Source organism: Pseudomaricurvus albidus (assembly GCF_018863235.1).
Lineage (GTDB): Bacteria > Pseudomonadota > Gammaproteobacteria > Pseudomonadales > Cellvibrionaceae > Pseudomaricurvus > Pseudomaricurvus albidus.
The window spans coordinates 611,695-629,265 of record NZ_JAHKRS010000002.1 but is presented as its reverse complement, the minus strand read 5'-3'; the positions used below and the strand labels follow the sequence as shown (position 1 = coordinate 629,265).

Genomic DNA, 17,571 nt, shown 5'->3' with positions numbered 1-17,571 from the left:
TGCTTTTTCTCACACTTGCGCCCACTTGACGGTGTCCCGGTTGTAACCGCCAGACACCTGTTCCATTTTTTTAACTCGCACTGAGGTTTCCAGCCATATGGCACAGTACGTTTATTCCATGAACCGAGTGGGCAAGGTCGTCCCGCCCAAACGCGAAATCCTTAAAGACATCTCCCTGTCCTTCTTTCCCGGCGCCAAAATTGGCGTTCTGGGCCTGAACGGCTCCGGTAAGTCCACCCTGCTGCGCATCATGGCCGGCATCGACACCGACATTAACGGTGAAGCTCGCGCCATGCCTGGTATCAAAGTCGGCTATCTGCCGCAGGAACCTCAGCTCGATCCCGAAAAAGACGTGCGCGGCAATGTAGAAGACGGTGTCCGCGAAGCTCTGGATGCCCTGGCCGCACTGGATCAGGTTTACGCAGACTACGCTGAGCCCGATGCCGATTTCGACGCTCTGGCCAAGAAACAGGGCCAACTGGAAGACATTATCCAGGCCTGGGACGCCCACAATCTGGATCACAAACTGGAAGCGGCCGCCGACGCCCTGCGCCTGCCGCCCTGGGACGCCGATGTCACCAAACTGTCCGGTGGTGAACGCCGCCGTGTTGCCCTCTGCCGCCTGCTGCTGTCACGCCCTGACATGCTGCTGCTGGACGAGCCAACCAACCACCTCGACGCCGAGAGTGTCTACTGGCTGGAACGCTTCCTGGTGGACTTCCCGGGCACCGTGGTGGCCATTACCCACGATCGCTACTTCCTCGACAACGCCGCCGGCTGGATTCTGGAACTGGATCGCGGTCGTGGCATTCCTTATGAAGGCAACTACTCCAGCTGGCTGGAGCAGAAAGAAGCCCGTCTGGAGCAGGAACAGCGCTCGGAAGCCTCTCACCAGAAAGCCATCAAGGCCGAGCTGGAATGGGTTCGCCAAAACCCGAAAGGCCGTCAGGCCAAGAACAAAGCCCGTCTGGCGCGTTTTGAAGAGATGCAGTCTCAAGAGTTCCAGACCCGCAACGAGACCAACGAGATTTACATTCCACCCGGCGAGCGCTTGGGCGACAAAGTCATCAATTTCCACAACGTCACCAAGACCTTTGGCGACCGCGTATTGATTGAAGACTTGAGCTTCAGTATTCCAAAAGGTGCCATCGTCGGAATCGTGGGTGCTAACGGTGCCGGTAAATCCACCCTGTTCCGCATGATTGCCGGCATCGAACAGCCGGACAGCGGTGAAGTCGAGCTGGGGGAAACCGTCAACGTGGCTTTTGTTGAACAAAGCCGTGACAATCTGGACGACAACAAAACCGTGTGGGAAGAGATTTCTGACGGTCAGGACATCATTCACATCGGCAATTATGAAGTCAGCTCCCGCTCTTATGTCGGTCGCTTCAACTTCAAGGGCAGTGACCAGCAAAAACGCGTGGGCGAGCTCTCCGGCGGTGAACGCGGGCGCCTGCATCTGGCTCACACCCTGAAACAGGGCGCCAATGTACTGCTGCTCGATGAACCGTCAAACGATCTGGACGTGGAAACTCTGCGCGCCCTGGAAGAAGCCCTGCTGAACTTCCCCGGCTGCGCTCTGGTGATCTCGCACGACCGCTGGTTCCTCGATCGCGTGGCCACCCACATCCTTGCCTATGAAGACGACGGCAACATCGAGTTCTTCGAAGGCAACTACACGGAGTACCACGAAGATCTGGTAGCCCGCAAAGGTGAAGACGCACAGCCGCACCGCATGCAGTACAAAAAGCTGAAAAGCTGATTCCGAAACAACCCCGGCCTCTATCCGGGGTTGTCTTCCCCCGATTATCTCCCCCCGCCCCCTCTGTTCTCTAAACCCTACCCTTTTGAGTTTCGAGATTTTTTTGATCCAGCTCAAGAACTCCCTCGACAACCCTGTGCATACTGACCCTCAAATCAGAAGAATGTCATGAGCAAGCAGGAATTTGTTATGAATCGGCAGGAACCTCTCTTAAACCAGCAGGCTGAAGCCCGCAAGCACTTGCTGCGCCGCCAGGCCGAACTATCGCAACGACTCACCGCCCTGGAAACAGACCTTCATCAGCAACACCATCCAGACTGGGAAGAACAGGCCCAGGAAAGAGAAAACGACGAAGTTCTGGAACGCATTGCCTGTCAAACCGCTCAGGAATTACTGCAAATCCACAAGGTGCTGAAAAAGCTGGGGGATCACTCGTACGGCGTCTGCAGTCACTGCGGCAAACTGATCGGCCAGCAACGCCTCAGCGCCCTGCCTGAAACCGAGTTATGCATTCGCTGCGCTACTAATACGCACTGACTGACGAACAACGGCCGGAAGCAACGGTTCAACGTACTGTCTCCGGCCAGCCTGTCTTGGCATGCATGGATTACACGCTGTTCTATACTCTTTATGCTCATCCACCACAGAGAGAATAGGGGAGGTCAATATGAGTTTAATTCCACGCAACTCCATGTTCGATTTTGATCATTTGTTCGACCGTTTCCGAACCCCGGATCTTTTAAGCGACAAGCAAAAATCGTCTTTTACCCCCCGCGTCGAGGTCCGGGAAAAAGCACATCAGTACCTCATCAGTGCTGAATTGCCTGGCATCGAGAAGGAAGATGTGGAAGTCACACTGGAAAACGGCGTGCTCTGCATCCAGGCCGAAAGCCACCAGGAAGACAAGGAAGAAAAAGACGGGCGCATAATTCGACAGGAAAGGCGCTACGGCAAATTTGTTCGCACTTTTAATTTGGGTAACGGTGTCAAACAGGAAGATATCGACGCCAAATTTAAAAACGGCATCCTGACTCTCACTGTCCCGAAGCCGGAAATCAAGCCGGACAACAGCCGCAAAATCGATATTCACTAAAACCCAAACATCAAACTGCCTGCTGGCAGAGTCGCCGGATTCAACCGCTGACGCCTCTGCCAGCCCTCAACCGCCAGCACCCGCAACAACGTCGAGTCAATCAGGCAAAAGCTAACCAACCTTTCCAGCAGTATGAATAGCCACTAACATTAGGATTGACAGGAAAGCCAACACAAGGAATTGATCATGGCACCCAAATCATTGAGCGTTTTGTCCCGCGCAGCAAAAGCCCAGATCAAAACATCGCCCTACCCGCACATCATCATTGAAAACGCTCTGGATCCGGAACTGTTTGACACACTGCAGTCTTCTTTACCGCCGGTAGAAACGGTCATGGATGGGAAGGCCAAGAAGGATACCTGGTATGACTATCCCGCCTGTAAAGTCGTTAAAGACAACAGCATTTCAGCTCTGTGGCGCGACTTCTTCCACTACCACACGTCAACTGACTTTTTCGGTGAAATACTGGATCTTTTTGGCGAACAAATTCATGCGCTCTACCCAGACATCGAACGCAAACTGAACAAATCACTGAAAGATGCCATCGTTGGTATGCGCCCCGGTGGACGTGCTGACCGATTGGCAAAAGGTGCCGACGTATCGATGGAATGCCAGTTTTATGTCAACTACACCCAGCATGAACGAGAGATCCGGGGCTACCATATCGACAGGCCCTCGGAACTCTTTGCTGCTCTGCTTTATTTCCGTCAACCTGAAGACGACTCACGGGGAGGAGATCTGCTGATTGGAGAGGCGAAAAACCCGGATCAGCAATATCCGGATGCCTACAGCATTCGCGTCGATGCCTCACCGATGGAAATTTCACCAGACAAGATTAACCATGTCGACACGGGGCACTACCAAGCCAATACGTTAGTGCTGTTTATCAACTCACCAAAGTCCATACACGCGGTATCCCGAAGAGAGGCCACCGACATTCCCCGAAGACACATCAACTTCTGTTGCGATCTGACCTTCGACCTGTTTCAAATCAGGAAACCATTCAGGGACGTTGTGCGGGACAAACTGGAGGGAACGCCGGTGATCTGGAGACTGTCCAGATTGTTTTAAACTCAGGGGCTAAAAGAGAGTCACTCACACGAAGCGACTGGAGAAAAAACCAGAGTTACTCCGCGACCGAAATCTGCTGCTCCCGCCAGCAAAAGTCCACTCGCCACAACTTCTGATCACGCTGATAATCGCGCCAGAGCGCCGCAAAGGTTTCACCGCTCCTGGCGTGCTTGTCATCCGGCGCCACTTCAGACAGAGGCAACAACACGAACGCATTGCGCAACACTTCACCGCGCGGGAGAGTAACGCCATCCACGACGCCACAGAGATCATCATAGGTCAGGATATCGATATCCAGCGTGCGGCCGCTGTATTTAGGCCCGCTGCGTACGCGACCGTTGGCATCCTCAATCGCTTTTAACCGGGCCGACAAGTCCCCCACCGACAGGGACGTATCGATTCCAACCACCAGATTGATAAAGTTGTCGCCGTCAAAGCCCACCGCCACACTTTCGTAAACCGGTGATATCGTCAACTCGCCAAATTGATCGGCCAACGCATCCAGCCCCGCACAGATGTACTGCGTCGGAGAGATGTTACTGCCCAGACTGAGGTACACCCGGGCCATCAGCGCGACTCACTCACAGACGGTACCCGGGCACCACGCTCAATGATCAACCCCACATCACGGGATTCCCGCAAGGCACCGGGTTTTCTCAGGGTCAACTTCACCCAGGCCACACCGAACTCCTTCCGCACAATCTCACACACCTGCTCAGCCATGGTTTCCACCAGCTGGAACTCACTGCCGCCGATAAACTCCACCAATCGCATCGCGACAGACTTGTAGTTCAGGGCGTATTGAATATCGTCAGTCTCTGCCGCCTTGCGGATGTCTGTGGACATCTCCAGATCCAGACTGACCGTCTGGCGCACCTGACGCTCCCAATCATAGATGCCGATGATGGTGTCGATACGCAGGTCGTTGATAAACACGATGTCCATGGATGTGGCTCTCTGGTCAGTCTTGGTGGTAGAGGAAGGATCGCTCATGAGTTCGATTCGGGCGCTGCCTGATCATCTAACGGCTCCAATGTATCCAGCGGCCAGCGAGGCGTAACCGAAACCCCCAACTCCTCTGTCTGCCCCGCCAGCAGCCTCTGACAGCCTGCGTAGGCAATCATCGCGCCGTTATCGGTGCAGAACTCATGGCGGGCATAAAACACCTTCGCGCCGATTTTGGCCAGCGCCGCTTCCAGACGCTCACGCAAGCGGGTGTTGGCAGACACCCCGCCGGCAATCACCAGAGTTTTAAAACCGGTTTGCTGCAAGGCGCGACGACACTTGATCACCAGAGTGTCCACCACCGCCTCCTGAAACGCGCAGGCGATATCAGCACAGGTCTGATCGTCCGGCAAGCCGTCTTCCAGCGCGTGTTCCGCGACAGTGTTCAGCGTAAAGGTTTTCAGCCCGCTGAAGCTGAAATCCAGCCCGGGACGATCTACCATCGGACGCGGAAACGTAAAGCGCTCGGGATTACCCTGCTCGGCCAGTCTGGCCACCTGCGGCCCACCGGGATAATCCAGATCCAGCATTTTCGCGGCTTTATCGAAAGCTTCTCCAGCGGCATCATCCAGAGACTCCCCCAACAGGGAGTAATGGCCGATGCCGTCCACCTGCACCAACTGGGTATGGCCTCCGGACACCAGCAGAGCCACAAAGGGAAATTCCGGCGGCGTGTCCTCCAGCATTGGCGCCAGCAGGTGACCTTCCATATGGTGCACCCCGACCGCCGGCACGTTCCAGCCGTAGGCCAGCGCACGACCAATGCAGGCACCCACCATCAGCGCCCCGACCAGCCCGGGACCCGAGGTATAGGCGACGGCATCGATATCCTGCTTGGTCAGGCCGCTACTGGCCAACACTTCATTGATCAAAGGCAGGGTTTTGCGCACATGATCCCGCGAGGCCAACTCGGGAACCACACCGCCGTATTCGCTGTGAACCGCTATCTGGCTGAAGAGGCTGTGCCCCAGCAGTCCCTTTTCGCTGTCATACAGCGCAATGCCGGTTTCGTCGCAAGAGGTCTCGATGCCCAATACTCGCATGTACAGATGCCTACTTTTGGTTGTCTGGTGGATGTCGCCAACTTAAAACAGCGGATTTCGCCGCCGTTTCGGTCGGAATTTGATGTTTTTGGGTGTTTTGTGGCCCAATCCGACACGGGAAAGCAGGCATAATAATCAGCCTGAGACTCAAGAGCCAGCCAAAACATCGATTTCAGCCACATATTCGTATTGCAGTCTCAAATTGAAGTGTATAGAATTTGCGCCCCTTGGATTATGAGAAACATCCCTCTGGCCGGACTTCCGTCAGATGATGATTCTCTCGGTGAATTGACTATTAAACAGGTAAAAAGATGCCTTCAGTAAAACTTAAAGAAAACGAGCCATTCGATATTGCTCTGCGTCGCTTCAAGCGTTCATGTGAAAAAGCCGGTGTTCTGGCTGAAGTTCGTCGTCGCGAATTCTACGAGAAGCCAACTACTGTTCGTAAACGTGCTGCTGCCGCTGCCGTTAAGCGTCACGCTAAAAAGGTTCAGCGCGAATCACGCAAGTTCCAGCGTCTGTACTAAGACCGACTGGACCCGGGATCTTCTGAGCAAGATCCGCCAGTAAGCGGGACCGCCGGCAAACCGGTTTCCCGAACTGCTTGCAATTCACCGTATGCCGCGAGCCCGCTCGCGGCATAGCTGTGTGAAAAAGATTGTAGATTGTTGAACTGAAAGCTGTAGTTCGCTGTAGTGTAGTACGCTTTAGAAAGCCACTGTACTTCCTGCAACGTTGGCGCCAAAGCTGCCAACCGCTTTACAGCCAGAATAACCCAAAACTTAAGAGTCGAAACGTGTCTACTGCACTGAAAGATCAGCTTAAAGATGCCATGAAGGCGGCCATGCGCGCGAAAGAAAAAGAGCGCCTGGGCACCATTCGCATGATTCAAGCCGAAATCAAGCGCATTGAAGTCGACGAGCGAGTGGACGTTGATGATGAACGTCTTCTGGTGATTCTCGACAAGATGTGCAAGCAGCGCCGCGACTCTATCACCCAGTATGTCGACGCAGGCCGCGAAGAGCTGGCCGATATCGAACGCGCCGAAATGGTCGTTATTCAGGAATTCCTGCCGGAAGCCCTGAGCGATGAAGAGCTCGACAAGATCATCACTCAAGCCATTGCCGACAGCGGCGCCGAAAGCCCGCGAGACATGGGCAAAGTGATGGGACTGGTAAAACCTCAGGTGCAAGGTCGTGCCGACGTGGGCGCCGTGAGCAAGCTGGTCAAATCCAAACTGGGTTAATGCCCGGCTGCGCCAGCCCCTCAAAACACCGGACGCCGCCAACCTGAACTCCCCGACGTGCCCAGACAAGCCCGGCTACCCCAACTCTCGCAGACACGGTAAACTCGGTGCATGGCAGGCCTGATTCCCCAAACATTTATCGACGATCTTCTGGATCGCATCGACATCGTCGATGTGGTGGATGCCCGTGTCAAACTGAAAAAGACCGGTAAAAACTACAGCGCCTGCTGCCCTTTCCACGAAGAAAAAACCCCCTCCTTTACCGTCAGCCCCGACAAACAGTTTTATTACTGCTTTGGCTGTGGCGCCAGCGGCACAGCACTGGGGTTTGTGCTTGAGCACGACCGCCTGAGCTTCCCGGATGCCGTGGAAGAGCTGGCCAAGATGGTTGGCCTGGAAGTGCCGCGCGAGGCAAGCAACGACTCACCGCGCCAGCAGGAACGCAAAAACCTCTACCAGCTGCTGGAAAAAACCGACCAGTTTTTCCGCCAGCAACTGCGACACAGCCCCGCCCGCCAACACGCCATCAACTACCTCCAGCAGCGAGGCCTGAGCGGCGAGATCGCCCGCGATTTTGGCATTGGCTACGCCCCACCGGGCTGGGACAACCTGCTAAAAGCCATCGGCCTGACCGAAGAGGACAAACACCTGCTGGCCGAAGGCGGCATGCTGATCGAACGGCCGGAAGACGGTCGACGTTACGACCGCTTCCGCAATCGCATCATGTTCCCGATCCGCGACACCCGCGGCCGCGTGATCGGCTTTGGCGGACGCGTCCTGGGCGACGACAAACCCAAATATCTGAACTCGCCGGAAACCCCGGTATTCCACAAAGGCAGGGAGCTCTACGGTCTGTACGAGGCACGCCAGGCCTATCGCCAACTGCCGCGACTGCTGGTCGTGGAAGGCTATATGGACGTGGTGGCGCTGGCACAGTTCGATATCCGCTACGGTGTGGCCACACTGGGTACCGCCTGCGGCGAAGATCATCTCGCCCTTGCCTTTAAATACACTCAGGAAGTGGTGTTCTGCTTCGACGGCGACGAGGCCGGCCGCAACGCTGCCAAGCGCGCCCTGGAAAACAGCCTGGGCGCCATGCAGGATGGCCGCCAGGTTAAATTCCTGTTTTTACCCGACGGCGAAGACCCGGACACCCTGATACGTCAGGTGGGCGCGGAGAAATTCTCCAACATGGTCGAACTGGCAGTACCGCTGGAAGACTTCCTGTTTGACAGCGTCGCCGACGGTATCGACATCCAGTCCATGGAGGGTCGGGCACGACTGAGCAAACGCGCGGCACCACTGCTGCACAAATTGCCAGCAGGCGTTTTTCGGGAACTGATGTTCGCCAACCTGGCCCAGCGCACCGGCCTCCCCATGGACACACTCATGGAGCTGGTTAACACTCCCGAAGAAAAAGCTCAGGTCAGCCAACCCCAGACGGCTGATCATCACCGAGCGGCACCGGCTTACAACCCGGACACACAAGCCGAGGCACACCATAATCCGCCCCCCATACAGGACGACTGGACAGCCAGCCGTGATTACCCTGCGGACGATCGCATTGCCCAAGCATCAGCGAGCGTAACCAGCACACGCCCTCAGACCAGCTATCGGGGACCGATCAAACTTCCCCCGAGCAAATTGCTGTGTGCCATTGTCCTGCAACACCCGGAACTGATCCCGCTCACGCCGGACATTCCCAATATCCACAACAGCCCGGACCCGGATCTGGCCCTGTACACCGAACTGCTCGCCTTTCTCAAGCAGCGACCCAACTACAGCCTGCCGCGCATTCTGGGCCATTGGCGCGGCAGCAAAGGCGCTGCTGCCAGCGATGAGCTGGCCAAGCTGGCCACGGTTGAACTTCTCAGCGATGCTCGCCAGCGCGGGCCCTACAACGCCCAGCAGGAATACCTGGATTGCCTCAACCGCATTGAAAGCCAGCTCGGCAAGCAAAAGCAAAAACAGGAAATGGAAAAACTCAGCTCCAAGAACTTTAATGAGTTAAGCGAGTCAGAAAAGCAACTGATCCGGCAGTTCTACGCCAGCCAACCGCCGAATCGCCACCAAGATTAACGATTTACGACCGAAAATCGCCGGAGCTCACAGCTCAAGCGGTACTTGAAGCGTAAAAATCTGGTCCAGACGCTTGAATATCTGGATGCTGGCGCCATATATACGTTATAATTTCGTGTTTTCCGCCTTTTAAACATCAAGCAAGTTACAGGGTCTCGAATGTCTGAACACGCTCAGCAGCAACAGTCTCGCATCAAAGAATTGATCGCACGCGGTAAGGAGCAAGGCTACCTGACTTACTCCGAGGTCAATGACCATTTGCCCGAGGACATTTCCGATCCGGATCAGGTCGAAGACATCATCCAGATGATCAACGACATGGGCATCCAGGTGTTTGAAACCGCGCCCGACGCGGACACCCTGTTGATGGCCGATGGCGATTCCTCCGCCGATGAAATCGCTGCAGCCGAAGCCGCTGCCGCTCTGGCCGCCGTGGAAACTGAAGCCGGTCGTACCACTGACCCGGTGCGCATGTACATGCGCGAAATGGGCACCGTCGAACTGCTTACCCGCGAAGGCGAAATCGCCATTGCCAAGCGCATCGAAGAAGGCACTCGCGAGCTGATGCACGCCATGTCCTACTGGCCTGGCACCGTGCAAACTTTCATCGATGAGTACAACCTCATCGAGCAGGAAGAGCGCCGCATGCCGGACGTTATTGCCGGTTGGCTCGACCCCGCCGAAGACGTTCCTTCCGCTCTGGATCAAAGTAAAGCCGCGGCAGAAAAAGCCGAAGCGGCTGAAGACGATGACGCTGCGGATGAAGACGATGAGAACAGTGGTGGCGTCGACCCTGAAGAAGCCAAGGTTCGTATCGAAGAGCTGACCAAAGCCGTGACCGCCGCCAACAGCGCCATTGAAAAACATGGCCGCGACAGCAAACAGGCAGGCAAGGCTCTGGACGCTCAAGGCGATGTGTTTAAGTTTTTCAAATTGCCACCGCGTCAGTTCGACCCGCTGTACAGCCGCATCCGTGGCGTTCTCGACCGTGTACGCGCTGAAGAACGCCGCATTATGACGCTGTGTGTTCGTCAGGCAAAAATGCCGCGCAAGACCTTTATCAAAGAATTCCCCGGCAACGAGATCAACGAAGACTGGATCCCGACCGTGATCGCCAAAAAGCGCGATTACTCGGATGCCATCAAACTGGCTTGTGACGATATTCTGCGCTCACAGCGCAAACTGAAACAGCTGGAAGAAGAAGCCCAACTGGATCTGGCCGCGATCAAAGAGATCAACCGCCGCATGTCCATCGGTGAAGCCCGCGCCCGTCGCGCCAAGAAAGAAATGGTTGAAGCCAACCTTCGTCTGGTTATTTCCATTGCGAAAAAATACACCAACCGCGGTTTGCAGTTCCTTGATCTCATTCAGGAAGGCAACATCGGCCTGATGAAAGCTGTAGACAAGTTTGAGTACCGTCGCGGCTACAAGTTTTCGACCTACGCCACCTGGTGGATTCGTCAGGCCATTACCCGCTCTATTGCGGATCAGGCGCGCACCATTCGTATTCCGGTGCACATGATTGAAACCATCAACAAGCTGAACCGTGTATCTCGCCAGATGCTTCAGGAAATGGGCCGCGAACCAACTCCGGAAGAACTGGGTGAGCGCATGGAAATGCCGGAAGACAAGGTTCGCAAGGTACTGAAAATCGCCAAAGAGCCTATCTCCATGGAGACCCCCATCGGTGATGATGAAGATTCGCACCTGGGTGACTTTATTGAAGACAACACCATCACCTCTCCAGTGGAGTCCGCGACCTCTCAGGGTCTGGAAGAAGCCACTAAAGAAGTGCTGGCCGGCCTGACCGCTCGTGAAGCGAAAGTCTTGCGTATGCGTTTCGGCATCAACATGAACACTGATCACACTCTGGAAGAAGTCGGCAAGCAGTTCGACGTAACCCGTGAGCGTATCCGTCAGATCGAAGCCAAGGCTCTGCGCAAACTGCGTCACCCTTCCCGCTCCGATCACCTGCGCGGTTTTATCGACGAGCAATAAAGACGGTAATTTGCCACTGGCCAGACGCATCGGGGCGCACTATAATGCGCCCCGTTGTTGTATTTAAAACAACAACTTAGCAGTACCAAATTCAAAACTTTTCAGTTTTGGGCCCTTAGCTCAGTTGGTTAGAGCATCCGACTCATAATCGGCAGGTCGACAGTTCAAGTCTGTCAGGGCCCACCATTTTCCTGATCTCTCCTCACTCGGAGGAGGACATATACGTGAAACTTAAATGGACTTTTTATAATGACGGCTGAGATCGCCATCCTGAATAAAAACGGAATTGCTTTAGCGGCGGACAGTGCCGTCTCCATCGGCTCACCTCAAGACACCCGAAAAATATACAATTCGGCCAATAAGCTTTTCATGCTATCAAAATACCACCCCGTTGCCTTTATGGTATATGGTGGAGGAAGCTTTGTAGGTGTTCCATGGGAAATCTTAATCAAAGAGTATAGAGCACAACTGGAAGACCGATCTTTCAGCACGCTGCTTGAATATGCGGAAGATTTTTGGAGCTTCACTACAAATAATAGAGGCATATTCTCAGTCCAAGAGGAACAGAAACATGTCCTCGAAAAAATCAGAACACGGTTACTAAGTATCCAGAACGAATGCATTGAATCTGTCCGCAACAAGCTTGAGACTTGTGAAGACAATATCACCGACGAAGACTTCGTAAGCACATTTATTGCCACCCTAGAAGAAATTCTGGAAGCTCAAAGAGCACATCTGGAAAGCCTAGAGAATCTTGATAACTTCAACGACGAAGATAAAAGAAATTTTATAGTTGAGTATTCAGAACATGCTGACGGACAACTCCTCGGCATCTTTGAAAATCTTCATCAGTCAATCAGGGAAGACCTCAAGGATAGGATTTATGAGGTTCTCGCCCTTTCGCTCATCAAAAGAGACTTTGACCAATCAAGTGGCATAGTTTTCGCTGGATATGGCTGTGACGAAATATACCCCCGAGTAGCCGCTTATCAAGTAGGGATCATGTACAACGGGAAACCAAGAAGCATGTTCCTGCCAGGATCCAGCACCACTCAAGCCGAGGAGTTTACCCCATCCATCATCCCCTTTGCTCAAGATGAAGTCGTAAGAACCTTCCTCACTGGAATGGACCCCTCATTTAACAACATATTTAACATGCTCCAAAACGGGCTTTCTTCCGTAATCACAGAACGGTTACCCGAAGATATTTTCGGCGACAACGCACCTACAGATGCCATCAAAAGCGCAATCAAAGAGCATATCGATAACTTCATGCAAGACTTGAATACTAGTCTTGATAACATAAAACGAACGACAGTTTTAGATCCGATTCTTGAGATGCTCGAATATTTGCCCAAAGATGAGCTAGCAGAAATGGCTGAAACTCTTGTAAACTTAACTGCCTTCAAGAGAAAGATGTCTAACTCTCTAGAATCTGTTGGTGGCCCCATAGACGTAGCTATACTATCTAAGGGTGATGGCTTCATATGGTTCAAACGAAAGCATTATTTCGAGCCAAAGTTTAATCAACACTACTTTGCGAATTACTACAATGGTACAAAGTGAGATTCGGCTATGGACAACAATTCCGCACCAAAAAAGGGCTCCCAAGTGACAAAAGCGAAAATCAAGGTAATGAACTTTGAAAAAGAGTTCTTTCCCAAAATGACCAGCACTAACACTCGGCCCTCCAATAAAGAGATCGACCGTACGAATACTGCTGACGGAGCCAAAAAGGCTTTGAAGGAACTCCTCATGGCATAATAGCCAAAAATTATAGCCAAGACTGAAGCTTGCGGGATTGGCTATAAGCGTTCACTTGCCTCTTCCGCGGGAACCAATGTATATCCCAGTTTCAAAACAGCAAAGCCAAACTAAGTAGTTTACACATAATCCATTCCTCCCCCATCCAACCCTAGAACATAACCACCTATACAGCCTGAACCTCTGATACAGACTTTTTGGTTCTGCTCTAGCAAGATTTAAAGCGCTGCCGCGCTCACCCCTGCCCTAGTGACAGCTGTATGCTGATCCCCACCCGCGATTCTCAGCTCGCAAACGACAGCAGCTTGCTCAAAACCATCGGGCCCACCATCAATAGAAATCGCCCCCCATCTTTGTCACCTGCATTGTGCGACTGATCCTGGCAAAGTTTGTTCATGAGGAATCCTTTTTCCTCCACTCATTCTTCTTCGGTGCTAGCCTTTCTCTGGTGGTTCGTCCTTGATTTTTTGTGACAACGTCGCCCCCAGCGAGCGAATTGATGAGCCTACCGAATCAACCCCCTTCGAAAGAATCCCGACGCCTCTCTTACCTGCACCTGCTGCGGCATCAACTCCCTGAGAGGCTAACTTAGCGAAGGTTACTGAGCCCACGTCTTCGAAAACCCGTTGTACCCTCTCAACGGCCATCTCCTCTCGCTCATCAATTTTCCCATCAGTCTCCATTAGCTCAGTGAGAAACCTGATAATCTCCAACGTCATCAATTTGTAATTGCAATCAGGGTTTTCCTTTTTGAAAAATGCAAGTTTTTCGGCTGTATCTTTGATCGTCTCCCCTTCAGCACATAAAGCTATTTGCTCCATCGCTTGACGAACAAAAACTTCGTCATATCCCCACTCATCTACAAAATAGTTATGGATTAAGGATTTTTCGGATTCAACAAAATCACCGTCAATCATGCCTACTTTGACAGCCAGCAGACAATTTAAATCAAACAGGCCAACAGCCAGTGCATCCAAAGGAGTGTTAATAAAATGAGGAATAACATCTACACGTGAAGACGTAGACCTAAATACAGTGCGACCTAACACTGTACTAAGGCCTGCACCGACAACACCAGCAGCAATCGCCCAACCAACAGGGGTGGCTGCAGCACCAATCCCTATCGCTCCTAATATCCCACTGGGTGCAAAAAAAGTACCCGCCACAACAGGAGTGCTCGCCAACCCAAACCCTGTCAACCCTCCATTTACACCATCCATGCAATCCAGCATAAATTTTTTGAGTTTTAAGGATTGATACACTTCTTCGCCGATTTTGAGCTTTTGCTTAAATCGCAACGGATCAGCCACGACCTCTTCAATCCCTTGCATCCACCGAGAATCTTGACAATTATCCATCTAAATATCCTTATGACGCCAAGGGTGCATATGCTTGGCTCATTTCTCTAATTTTTCTGGTAAGCTTCTTATCTGCCAAGTCCTCGTCAAGCCCTTTAACCAGTCCGTATGCCATAGAAATGGGTGCTATTATCGCCCCAAGCGCCACTCCTATCATCGGAACCAAAGAAATTAAGGCGCCGAAGATTGCCCCCAAAACCACCCCCCACGCTGCGTTAGGGAACTCTTCAAATAACATCGCAATACCATCTATAATCTTTCTGCCAATTTTAACAACATTCTGACCAATCCTAATGGTCACCGCAGAAACAGAATAAAGCACAGACTTGGCATCGGCAGATATATCCATCAGAGAAATAATCCGCTTGATCTTTTCATCGGAAAATTCAAGATCGGTCATAGCCCCAATAAAGCTTGCACTTAGACTTGGCAAATCTTTCTCAACTGTCTTTCCTGTCTTAGAGTCTACTGCTTGCACTTTCATTGCTGATCCTTGCTAAATTTATATATTAGAAGTAAATCGCCAACCAAAAAAGCCTGCTACACAGCCCCCTCGAGCCTTAGCGATTCATCATAATGTTTCTCAGACGGAGCCTATTCACGACATTTCTGAGCGATTACTTTTACCTTTAAAATCTTGAAAATAACATAAGCCATAACTATCGATACAGCATTTATTACCCCAAAGAAGGCTCCGATAAGAAAATTAACACCAAGAAACGAGATACTGATTAGCGCCATAAAAACAAGCACTATGCTTCTACTTTGTGGACGCATTTGAATCCGTTCCTCATACACCATAAAGGCAATGAAACCGATGATTATACCCACAATAATATTTACGAATATTTACTCTTCCCCTGAGAACTCAAAAGATAAATCTACCAGAAAGAATTCCTTGAGGCACCGCACCTTTGTAAAACCAGGATCTTCAACCTCCGAACCATAAGCTAGAGGTTATTGCCCTAGTAATATCAGAAAACTTGCGCCCTAACGAGTATCTTATATGGAGACGATCCCAGTCTCCGTAAACTTTCATTAGATACCCGGAGGCCATTATGGCGAACAAGAAACAACCCATCGATAAACCACCTCGCATCCTAAAGAAGGGCACCTGCCCCCAACTCTCCCGCACCACCAATGCCAAACTGAGCTACAACATCGGCTACAGCGATTCTTCTGGTACAACTTTCATACGCATCATCGCCAACTCTGGTGGTGGCTTCTTCAGCAACGAATGGATAGCCCTAGAGGCCATCACGGACGTGATTGAGGCACAGCCCCGCAAAGAGCCTTTTCCTGCGTTGGTGCTGAAACCCCTCTATCAATCCCGTGGGGCCAATAACCATGGCTTCCTGGCAGCGGCCCTGCGTAAGGAAGGCATATTGGTGGCCGTGGATACCAAACCTTATCTCAACCGATTCGGGGGTATGAAGGCTTTCTCAGATGGCATCGGAAAGCTGATCCAGAACAACACATCTTTAGAGGATGAAGTGGCTCTGCATGCAGCAGAAGTGGAAGCCAAACGTGAGGCTCTTATCGCTCAGGTGAAAGCGGCTGCTGCTAAGAGTCCCCGCAAGAAGTAACACCCAATCCACCCTGTTCATTTACCGAGCAATCTCTAACTTCACATTACCCAAAACGTCCGTTTAGCGAAATGCAAAGTTTCGCCGGTTGCTACCCCTCCCCCACCTCCAACCCTTTTCAGTCCCATCTGTCGCTCCCGCTTGCTGCTGGCCCTATGCCGTGTGGCGTTCGGGGGCTGTCGGCTATGGATCGGGAAATGGCAAGGGGGTGGAGGGGGTGCACCTGCAACATATTCCGCAACCGCTCAACGGGCCATACTCATGGAGAAAACCTTATGAACCACTCCCATCAAACCCGAGGAAGCCGTTACGTCGCTTACCTTCGCGTCTCAACCCAGAAGCAGGGACAGTCCGGCCTGGGTCTGGAAGCACAAAAAGTAGCCGCTCAGGAATACCTTGCCACCTTTGGCGGGGAAATACTGGCTGAGTTCATTGAGGTCGAAAGCGGTAAACGCAGTGACCGACCAGAATTCACCAAAGCTGCTGATTATGCCGAACTGGCCAATGCCACTCTGCTGGTGGCCAAGCTGGATCGTCTGTCCCGGGACCTTCACTTCATCACCAGCCTTCAGAAACGGGGCATCCGCTTCAAGCTGTGTGACCTTCCTGAGATTGATCAGCTCACCATCCACATCTTGGCCGCAATGGCCGAACACGAAGCCCGCATGATCTCTATTCGGACCACACAGGCTCTCAGGATGGCAAAAGAGCGAGGCGCCACCCTAGGCAACCCCTTACTGGCTGTGCAACGCAACCGGGATACAGAGGCTGCCAATGAACAAAGAGTACTGAAGCAACAAGCATGGCAATCAAAAATCCTAAAAGTGATTGATCATCTGGAACATTCGGAGGGTCTTTCCACATGTCAGGCTTTAGCTGATGCACTTAATGAACGGGGATTACGTACTGCCAGAGGTGCAAAATTCTCACTTCCGATAGTCAGCCGGCTAAGACGAAGCAGGAATTCGATAATGGATAAAGGGGATAAATAATGGCTTTCCTTATTCTTATCGGCATTTTCGTAATCATCCTGTTAACTGGAGTGGAATACACGTTTCTGATCCTTGCAGGAGCTTGGATTATTTTCCTGTATCCCACCCCCGCCATATTGCTTTTTGCGTTACTGGTCTTTCTTAAACTCAAAGGTAAAGACCTCAAATATTACGTACAAAAGCGTTTATCAAACCGTCGTAGGCGTTAACTGACTTTTTCACTTTAGTCCACTCAACTGTGTGCTTTCCCTCTGTTACTACAAGCACCGATTTCAAGTAAGACTTATCGCAAGGAAATGATTATGACAAACCGCAACTTGGCGGAGGTAGGCGCTCGCCTGGAGAAAGCTGTAATTGATCTTCAAGGGCAATCCCCCCCTGCAACACCGACAGAAAAGTACGAGCAGTACGAGTTATTCGCAATCCAGATACTGGACTCTGAGTTTGAGGATTTTGATGAAGGGATACTGGAGGAATACCTGCTGGCATTTCTGCATCAAAAACGGCTGGAGTTGGGCATCAGGGATTTGTAAGCATTACCTCCCGGGGCACCTATCAGGGGTGCCCTGTTTCT

The 17,571-nt window shown here is 52.1% G+C and carries 18 protein-coding genes and 1 tRNA gene; 14 read left to right on the top strand and 5 right to left on the bottom strand.

The features are described from left to right. Positions 1-97: 97 nt before the first annotated feature. The 4 genes from ettA to KOI40_RS06210 all read left to right on the top strand — a co-directional run bounded on the left by ettA (position 98) and on the right by KOI40_RS06210 (position 3,926). Entirely contained in the window at positions 98-1,762 is a 1,665-nt protein-coding gene (gene ettA / locus KOI40_RS06225; protein ID WP_216096574.1) for an energy-dependent translational throttle protein EttA, read from the top strand. Positions 1,763-1,930: 168 nt separating this feature from the next. After that, positions 1,931-2,299: a TraR/DksA family transcriptional regulator gene (locus KOI40_RS06220; RefSeq protein ID WP_216096573.1), complete on the top strand. Its 369-nt coding sequence runs from the start codon at positions 1,931-1,933 to the stop codon at positions 2,297-2,299. 130 nt (positions 2,300-2,429) lie between these two features. Next, positions 2,430-2,855: an Hsp20/alpha crystallin family protein gene (locus KOI40_RS06215; protein WP_216096572.1), complete on the top strand. Its 426-nt coding sequence runs from the start codon at positions 2,430-2,432 to the stop codon at positions 2,853-2,855. 186 nt (positions 2,856-3,041) lie between these two features. Beyond that, entirely contained in the window at positions 3,042-3,926 is an 885-nt protein-coding gene (locus KOI40_RS06210; RefSeq protein ID WP_216096571.1) for a hypothetical protein, read from the top strand. A 55-nt stretch (positions 3,927-3,981) separates the two neighbouring features. Here KOI40_RS06210 and folK read toward each other — a convergent pair whose 3' ends face one another. From folK to tsaD, 3 genes are read right to left on the bottom strand one after another with little or no spacing between them, the layout of a single operon-like run. Next, positions 3,982-4,494 carry a 2-amino-4-hydroxy-6-hydroxymethyldihydropteridine diphosphokinase gene (gene folK, locus KOI40_RS06205; RefSeq protein WP_216096570.1) on the bottom strand — a complete coding sequence of 171 codons (513 nt, stop codon included), beginning with the start codon at positions 4,492-4,494 and terminating at the stop codon, positions 3,982-3,984. Next, positions 4,494-4,871 (bottom strand): dihydroneopterin aldolase, encoded by a 378-nt coding sequence (folB, locus tag KOI40_RS06200; protein ID WP_216096675.1) that lies wholly within the window; start codon positions 4,869-4,871, stop codon positions 4,494-4,496. The genes folK and folB overlap by 1 nt, the downstream gene beginning before the upstream one ends. 44 nt (positions 4,872-4,915) lie before the next feature. After that, complete coding sequence (gene tsaD, locus KOI40_RS06195; RefSeq protein WP_216096569.1) at positions 4,916-5,974, bottom strand: tRNA (adenosine(37)-N6)-threonylcarbamoyltransferase complex transferase subunit TsaD; 1,059 nt, start codon at positions 5,972-5,974, stop codon at positions 4,916-4,918. A 311-nt stretch (positions 5,975-6,285) separates the two neighbouring features. On the opposite strand from tsaD, the gene rpsU reads away from it, so the two are divergent. The 7 genes from rpsU (at position 6,286) to KOI40_RS06160 (ending at position 13,061) form a co-directional block, all read left to right on the top strand. Further along, positions 6,286-6,501 (top strand): 30S ribosomal protein S21, encoded by a 216-nt coding sequence (gene rpsU, locus KOI40_RS06190; protein ID WP_167191856.1) that lies wholly within the window; start codon positions 6,286-6,288, stop codon positions 6,499-6,501. 269 nt (positions 6,502-6,770) lie between these two features. Further along, on the top strand, positions 6,771-7,220 hold the full coding sequence (locus tag KOI40_RS06185; protein ID WP_216096568.1) for a GatB/YqeY domain-containing protein: 450 nt from the start codon (positions 6,771-6,773) through the stop codon (positions 7,218-7,220). Positions 7,221-7,331: 111 nt separating this feature from the next. Continuing rightward, positions 7,332-9,299, top strand: a complete 1,968-nt coding sequence (gene dnaG / locus KOI40_RS06180) for a DNA primase (protein WP_216096567.1) — start codon at positions 7,332-7,334, stop codon at positions 9,297-9,299. A 159-nt stretch (positions 9,300-9,458) separates the two neighbouring features. Then, positions 9,459-11,297 carry an RNA polymerase sigma factor RpoD gene (gene rpoD, locus KOI40_RS06175; RefSeq protein WP_216096566.1) on the top strand — a complete coding sequence of 613 codons (1,839 nt, stop codon included), beginning with the start codon at positions 9,459-9,461 and terminating at the stop codon, positions 11,295-11,297. Positions 11,298-11,406: 109 nt separating this feature from the next. After that, positions 11,407-11,483, top strand: a tRNA-Ile gene (locus tag KOI40_RS06170). Between the two features lie 63 nt (positions 11,484-11,546). Next, the gene (locus KOI40_RS06165) at positions 11,547-12,863 is read left to right on the top strand and encodes a hypothetical protein (protein WP_216096565.1); all 1,317 of its coding nucleotides are present in this window, start codon (positions 11,547-11,549) and stop codon (positions 12,861-12,863) included. Between the two features lie 9 nt (positions 12,864-12,872). Then, positions 12,873-13,061, top strand: a complete 189-nt coding sequence (locus KOI40_RS06160; RefSeq protein WP_216096564.1) for a hypothetical protein — start codon at positions 12,873-12,875, stop codon at positions 13,059-13,061. Between the two features lie 434 nt (positions 13,062-13,495). On the opposite strand, the gene KOI40_RS06155 is transcribed toward KOI40_RS06160, so the two are convergent. Then, positions 13,496-14,419, bottom strand: a complete 924-nt coding sequence (locus KOI40_RS06155) for a TerB family tellurite resistance protein (RefSeq protein WP_216096563.1) — start codon at positions 14,417-14,419, stop codon at positions 13,496-13,498. A 10-nt stretch (positions 14,420-14,429) separates the two neighbouring features. Further along, positions 14,430-14,903 (bottom strand): hypothetical protein, encoded by a 474-nt coding sequence (locus tag KOI40_RS06150; RefSeq protein ID WP_216096562.1) that lies wholly within the window; start codon positions 14,901-14,903, stop codon positions 14,430-14,432. Between the two features lie 574 nt (positions 14,904-15,477). Here KOI40_RS06150 and KOI40_RS06145 point away from each other — a divergent pair. From KOI40_RS06145 to KOI40_RS06135, 3 genes are all read left to right on the top strand, one after another. After that, the gene (locus KOI40_RS06145; RefSeq protein WP_216096561.1) at positions 15,478-16,005 is read left to right on the top strand and encodes a hypothetical protein; all 528 of its coding nucleotides are present in this window, start codon (positions 15,478-15,480) and stop codon (positions 16,003-16,005) included. A gap of 275 nt (positions 16,006-16,280) precedes the next feature. After that, positions 16,281-16,997: a recombinase family protein gene (locus KOI40_RS06140; protein WP_216096560.1), complete on the top strand. Its 717-nt coding sequence runs from the start codon at positions 16,281-16,283 to the stop codon at positions 16,995-16,997. A gap of 302 nt (positions 16,998-17,299) precedes the next feature. Further along, positions 17,300-17,530 (top strand): hypothetical protein, encoded by a 231-nt coding sequence (locus tag KOI40_RS06135; protein ID WP_216096559.1) that lies wholly within the window; start codon positions 17,300-17,302, stop codon positions 17,528-17,530. Positions 17,531-17,571 lie beyond the last annotated feature (41 nt).

Excerpts from the sequence above, each read along its gene's own strand:
- ettA (WP_216096574.1), top strand. The coding sequence starts at position 98 with ATGGCACAGTACGTTTATTCCATGAACCGAGTGGGCAAGGTCGTCCCG.
- KOI40_RS06220 (WP_216096573.1), top strand. The coding sequence starts at position 1,931 with ATGAGCAAGCAGGAATTTGTTATGAATCGGCAGGAACCTCTCTTAAAC.
- KOI40_RS06215 (WP_216096572.1), top strand. The coding sequence starts at position 2,430 with ATGAGTTTAATTCCACGCAACTCCATGTTCGATTTTGATCATTTGTTC.
- KOI40_RS06210 (WP_216096571.1), top strand. The coding sequence starts at position 3,042 with ATGGCACCCAAATCATTGAGCGTTTTGTCCCGCGCAGCAAAAGCCCAG.
- folK (WP_216096570.1), bottom strand. The coding sequence starts at position 4,494 with ATGGCCCGGGTGTACCTCAGTCTGGGCAGTAACATCTCTCCGACGCAG.
- folB (WP_216096675.1), bottom strand. The coding sequence starts at position 4,871 with ATGGACATCGTGTTTATCAACGACCTGCGTATCGACACCATCATCGGC.
- tsaD (WP_216096569.1), bottom strand. The coding sequence starts at position 5,974 with ATGCGAGTATTGGGCATCGAGACCTCTTGCGACGAAACCGGCATTGCG.
- rpsU (WP_167191856.1), top strand. The coding sequence starts at position 6,286 with ATGCCTTCAGTAAAACTTAAAGAAAACGAGCCATTCGATATTGCTCTG.
- dnaG (WP_216096567.1), top strand. The coding sequence starts at position 7,332 with ATGGCAGGCCTGATTCCCCAAACATTTATCGACGATCTTCTGGATCGC.
- rpoD (WP_216096566.1), top strand. The coding sequence starts at position 9,459 with ATGTCTGAACACGCTCAGCAGCAACAGTCTCGCATCAAAGAATTGATC.
- KOI40_RS06165 (WP_216096565.1), top strand. The coding sequence starts at position 11,547 with ATGACGGCTGAGATCGCCATCCTGAATAAAAACGGAATTGCTTTAGCG.
- KOI40_RS06160 (WP_216096564.1), top strand. The coding sequence starts at position 12,873 with ATGGACAACAATTCCGCACCAAAAAAGGGCTCCCAAGTGACAAAAGCG.
- KOI40_RS06155 (WP_216096563.1), bottom strand. The coding sequence starts at position 14,419 with ATGGATAATTGTCAAGATTCTCGGTGGATGCAAGGGATTGAAGAGGTC.
- KOI40_RS06150 (WP_216096562.1), bottom strand. The coding sequence starts at position 14,903 with ATGAAAGTGCAAGCAGTAGACTCTAAGACAGGAAAGACAGTTGAGAAA.
- KOI40_RS06145 (WP_216096561.1), top strand. The coding sequence starts at position 15,478 with ATGGCGAACAAGAAACAACCCATCGATAAACCACCTCGCATCCTAAAG.
- KOI40_RS06140 (WP_216096560.1), top strand. The coding sequence starts at position 16,281 with ATGAACCACTCCCATCAAACCCGAGGAAGCCGTTACGTCGCTTACCTT.
- KOI40_RS06135 (WP_216096559.1), top strand. The coding sequence starts at position 17,300 with ATGACAAACCGCAACTTGGCGGAGGTAGGCGCTCGCCTGGAGAAAGCT.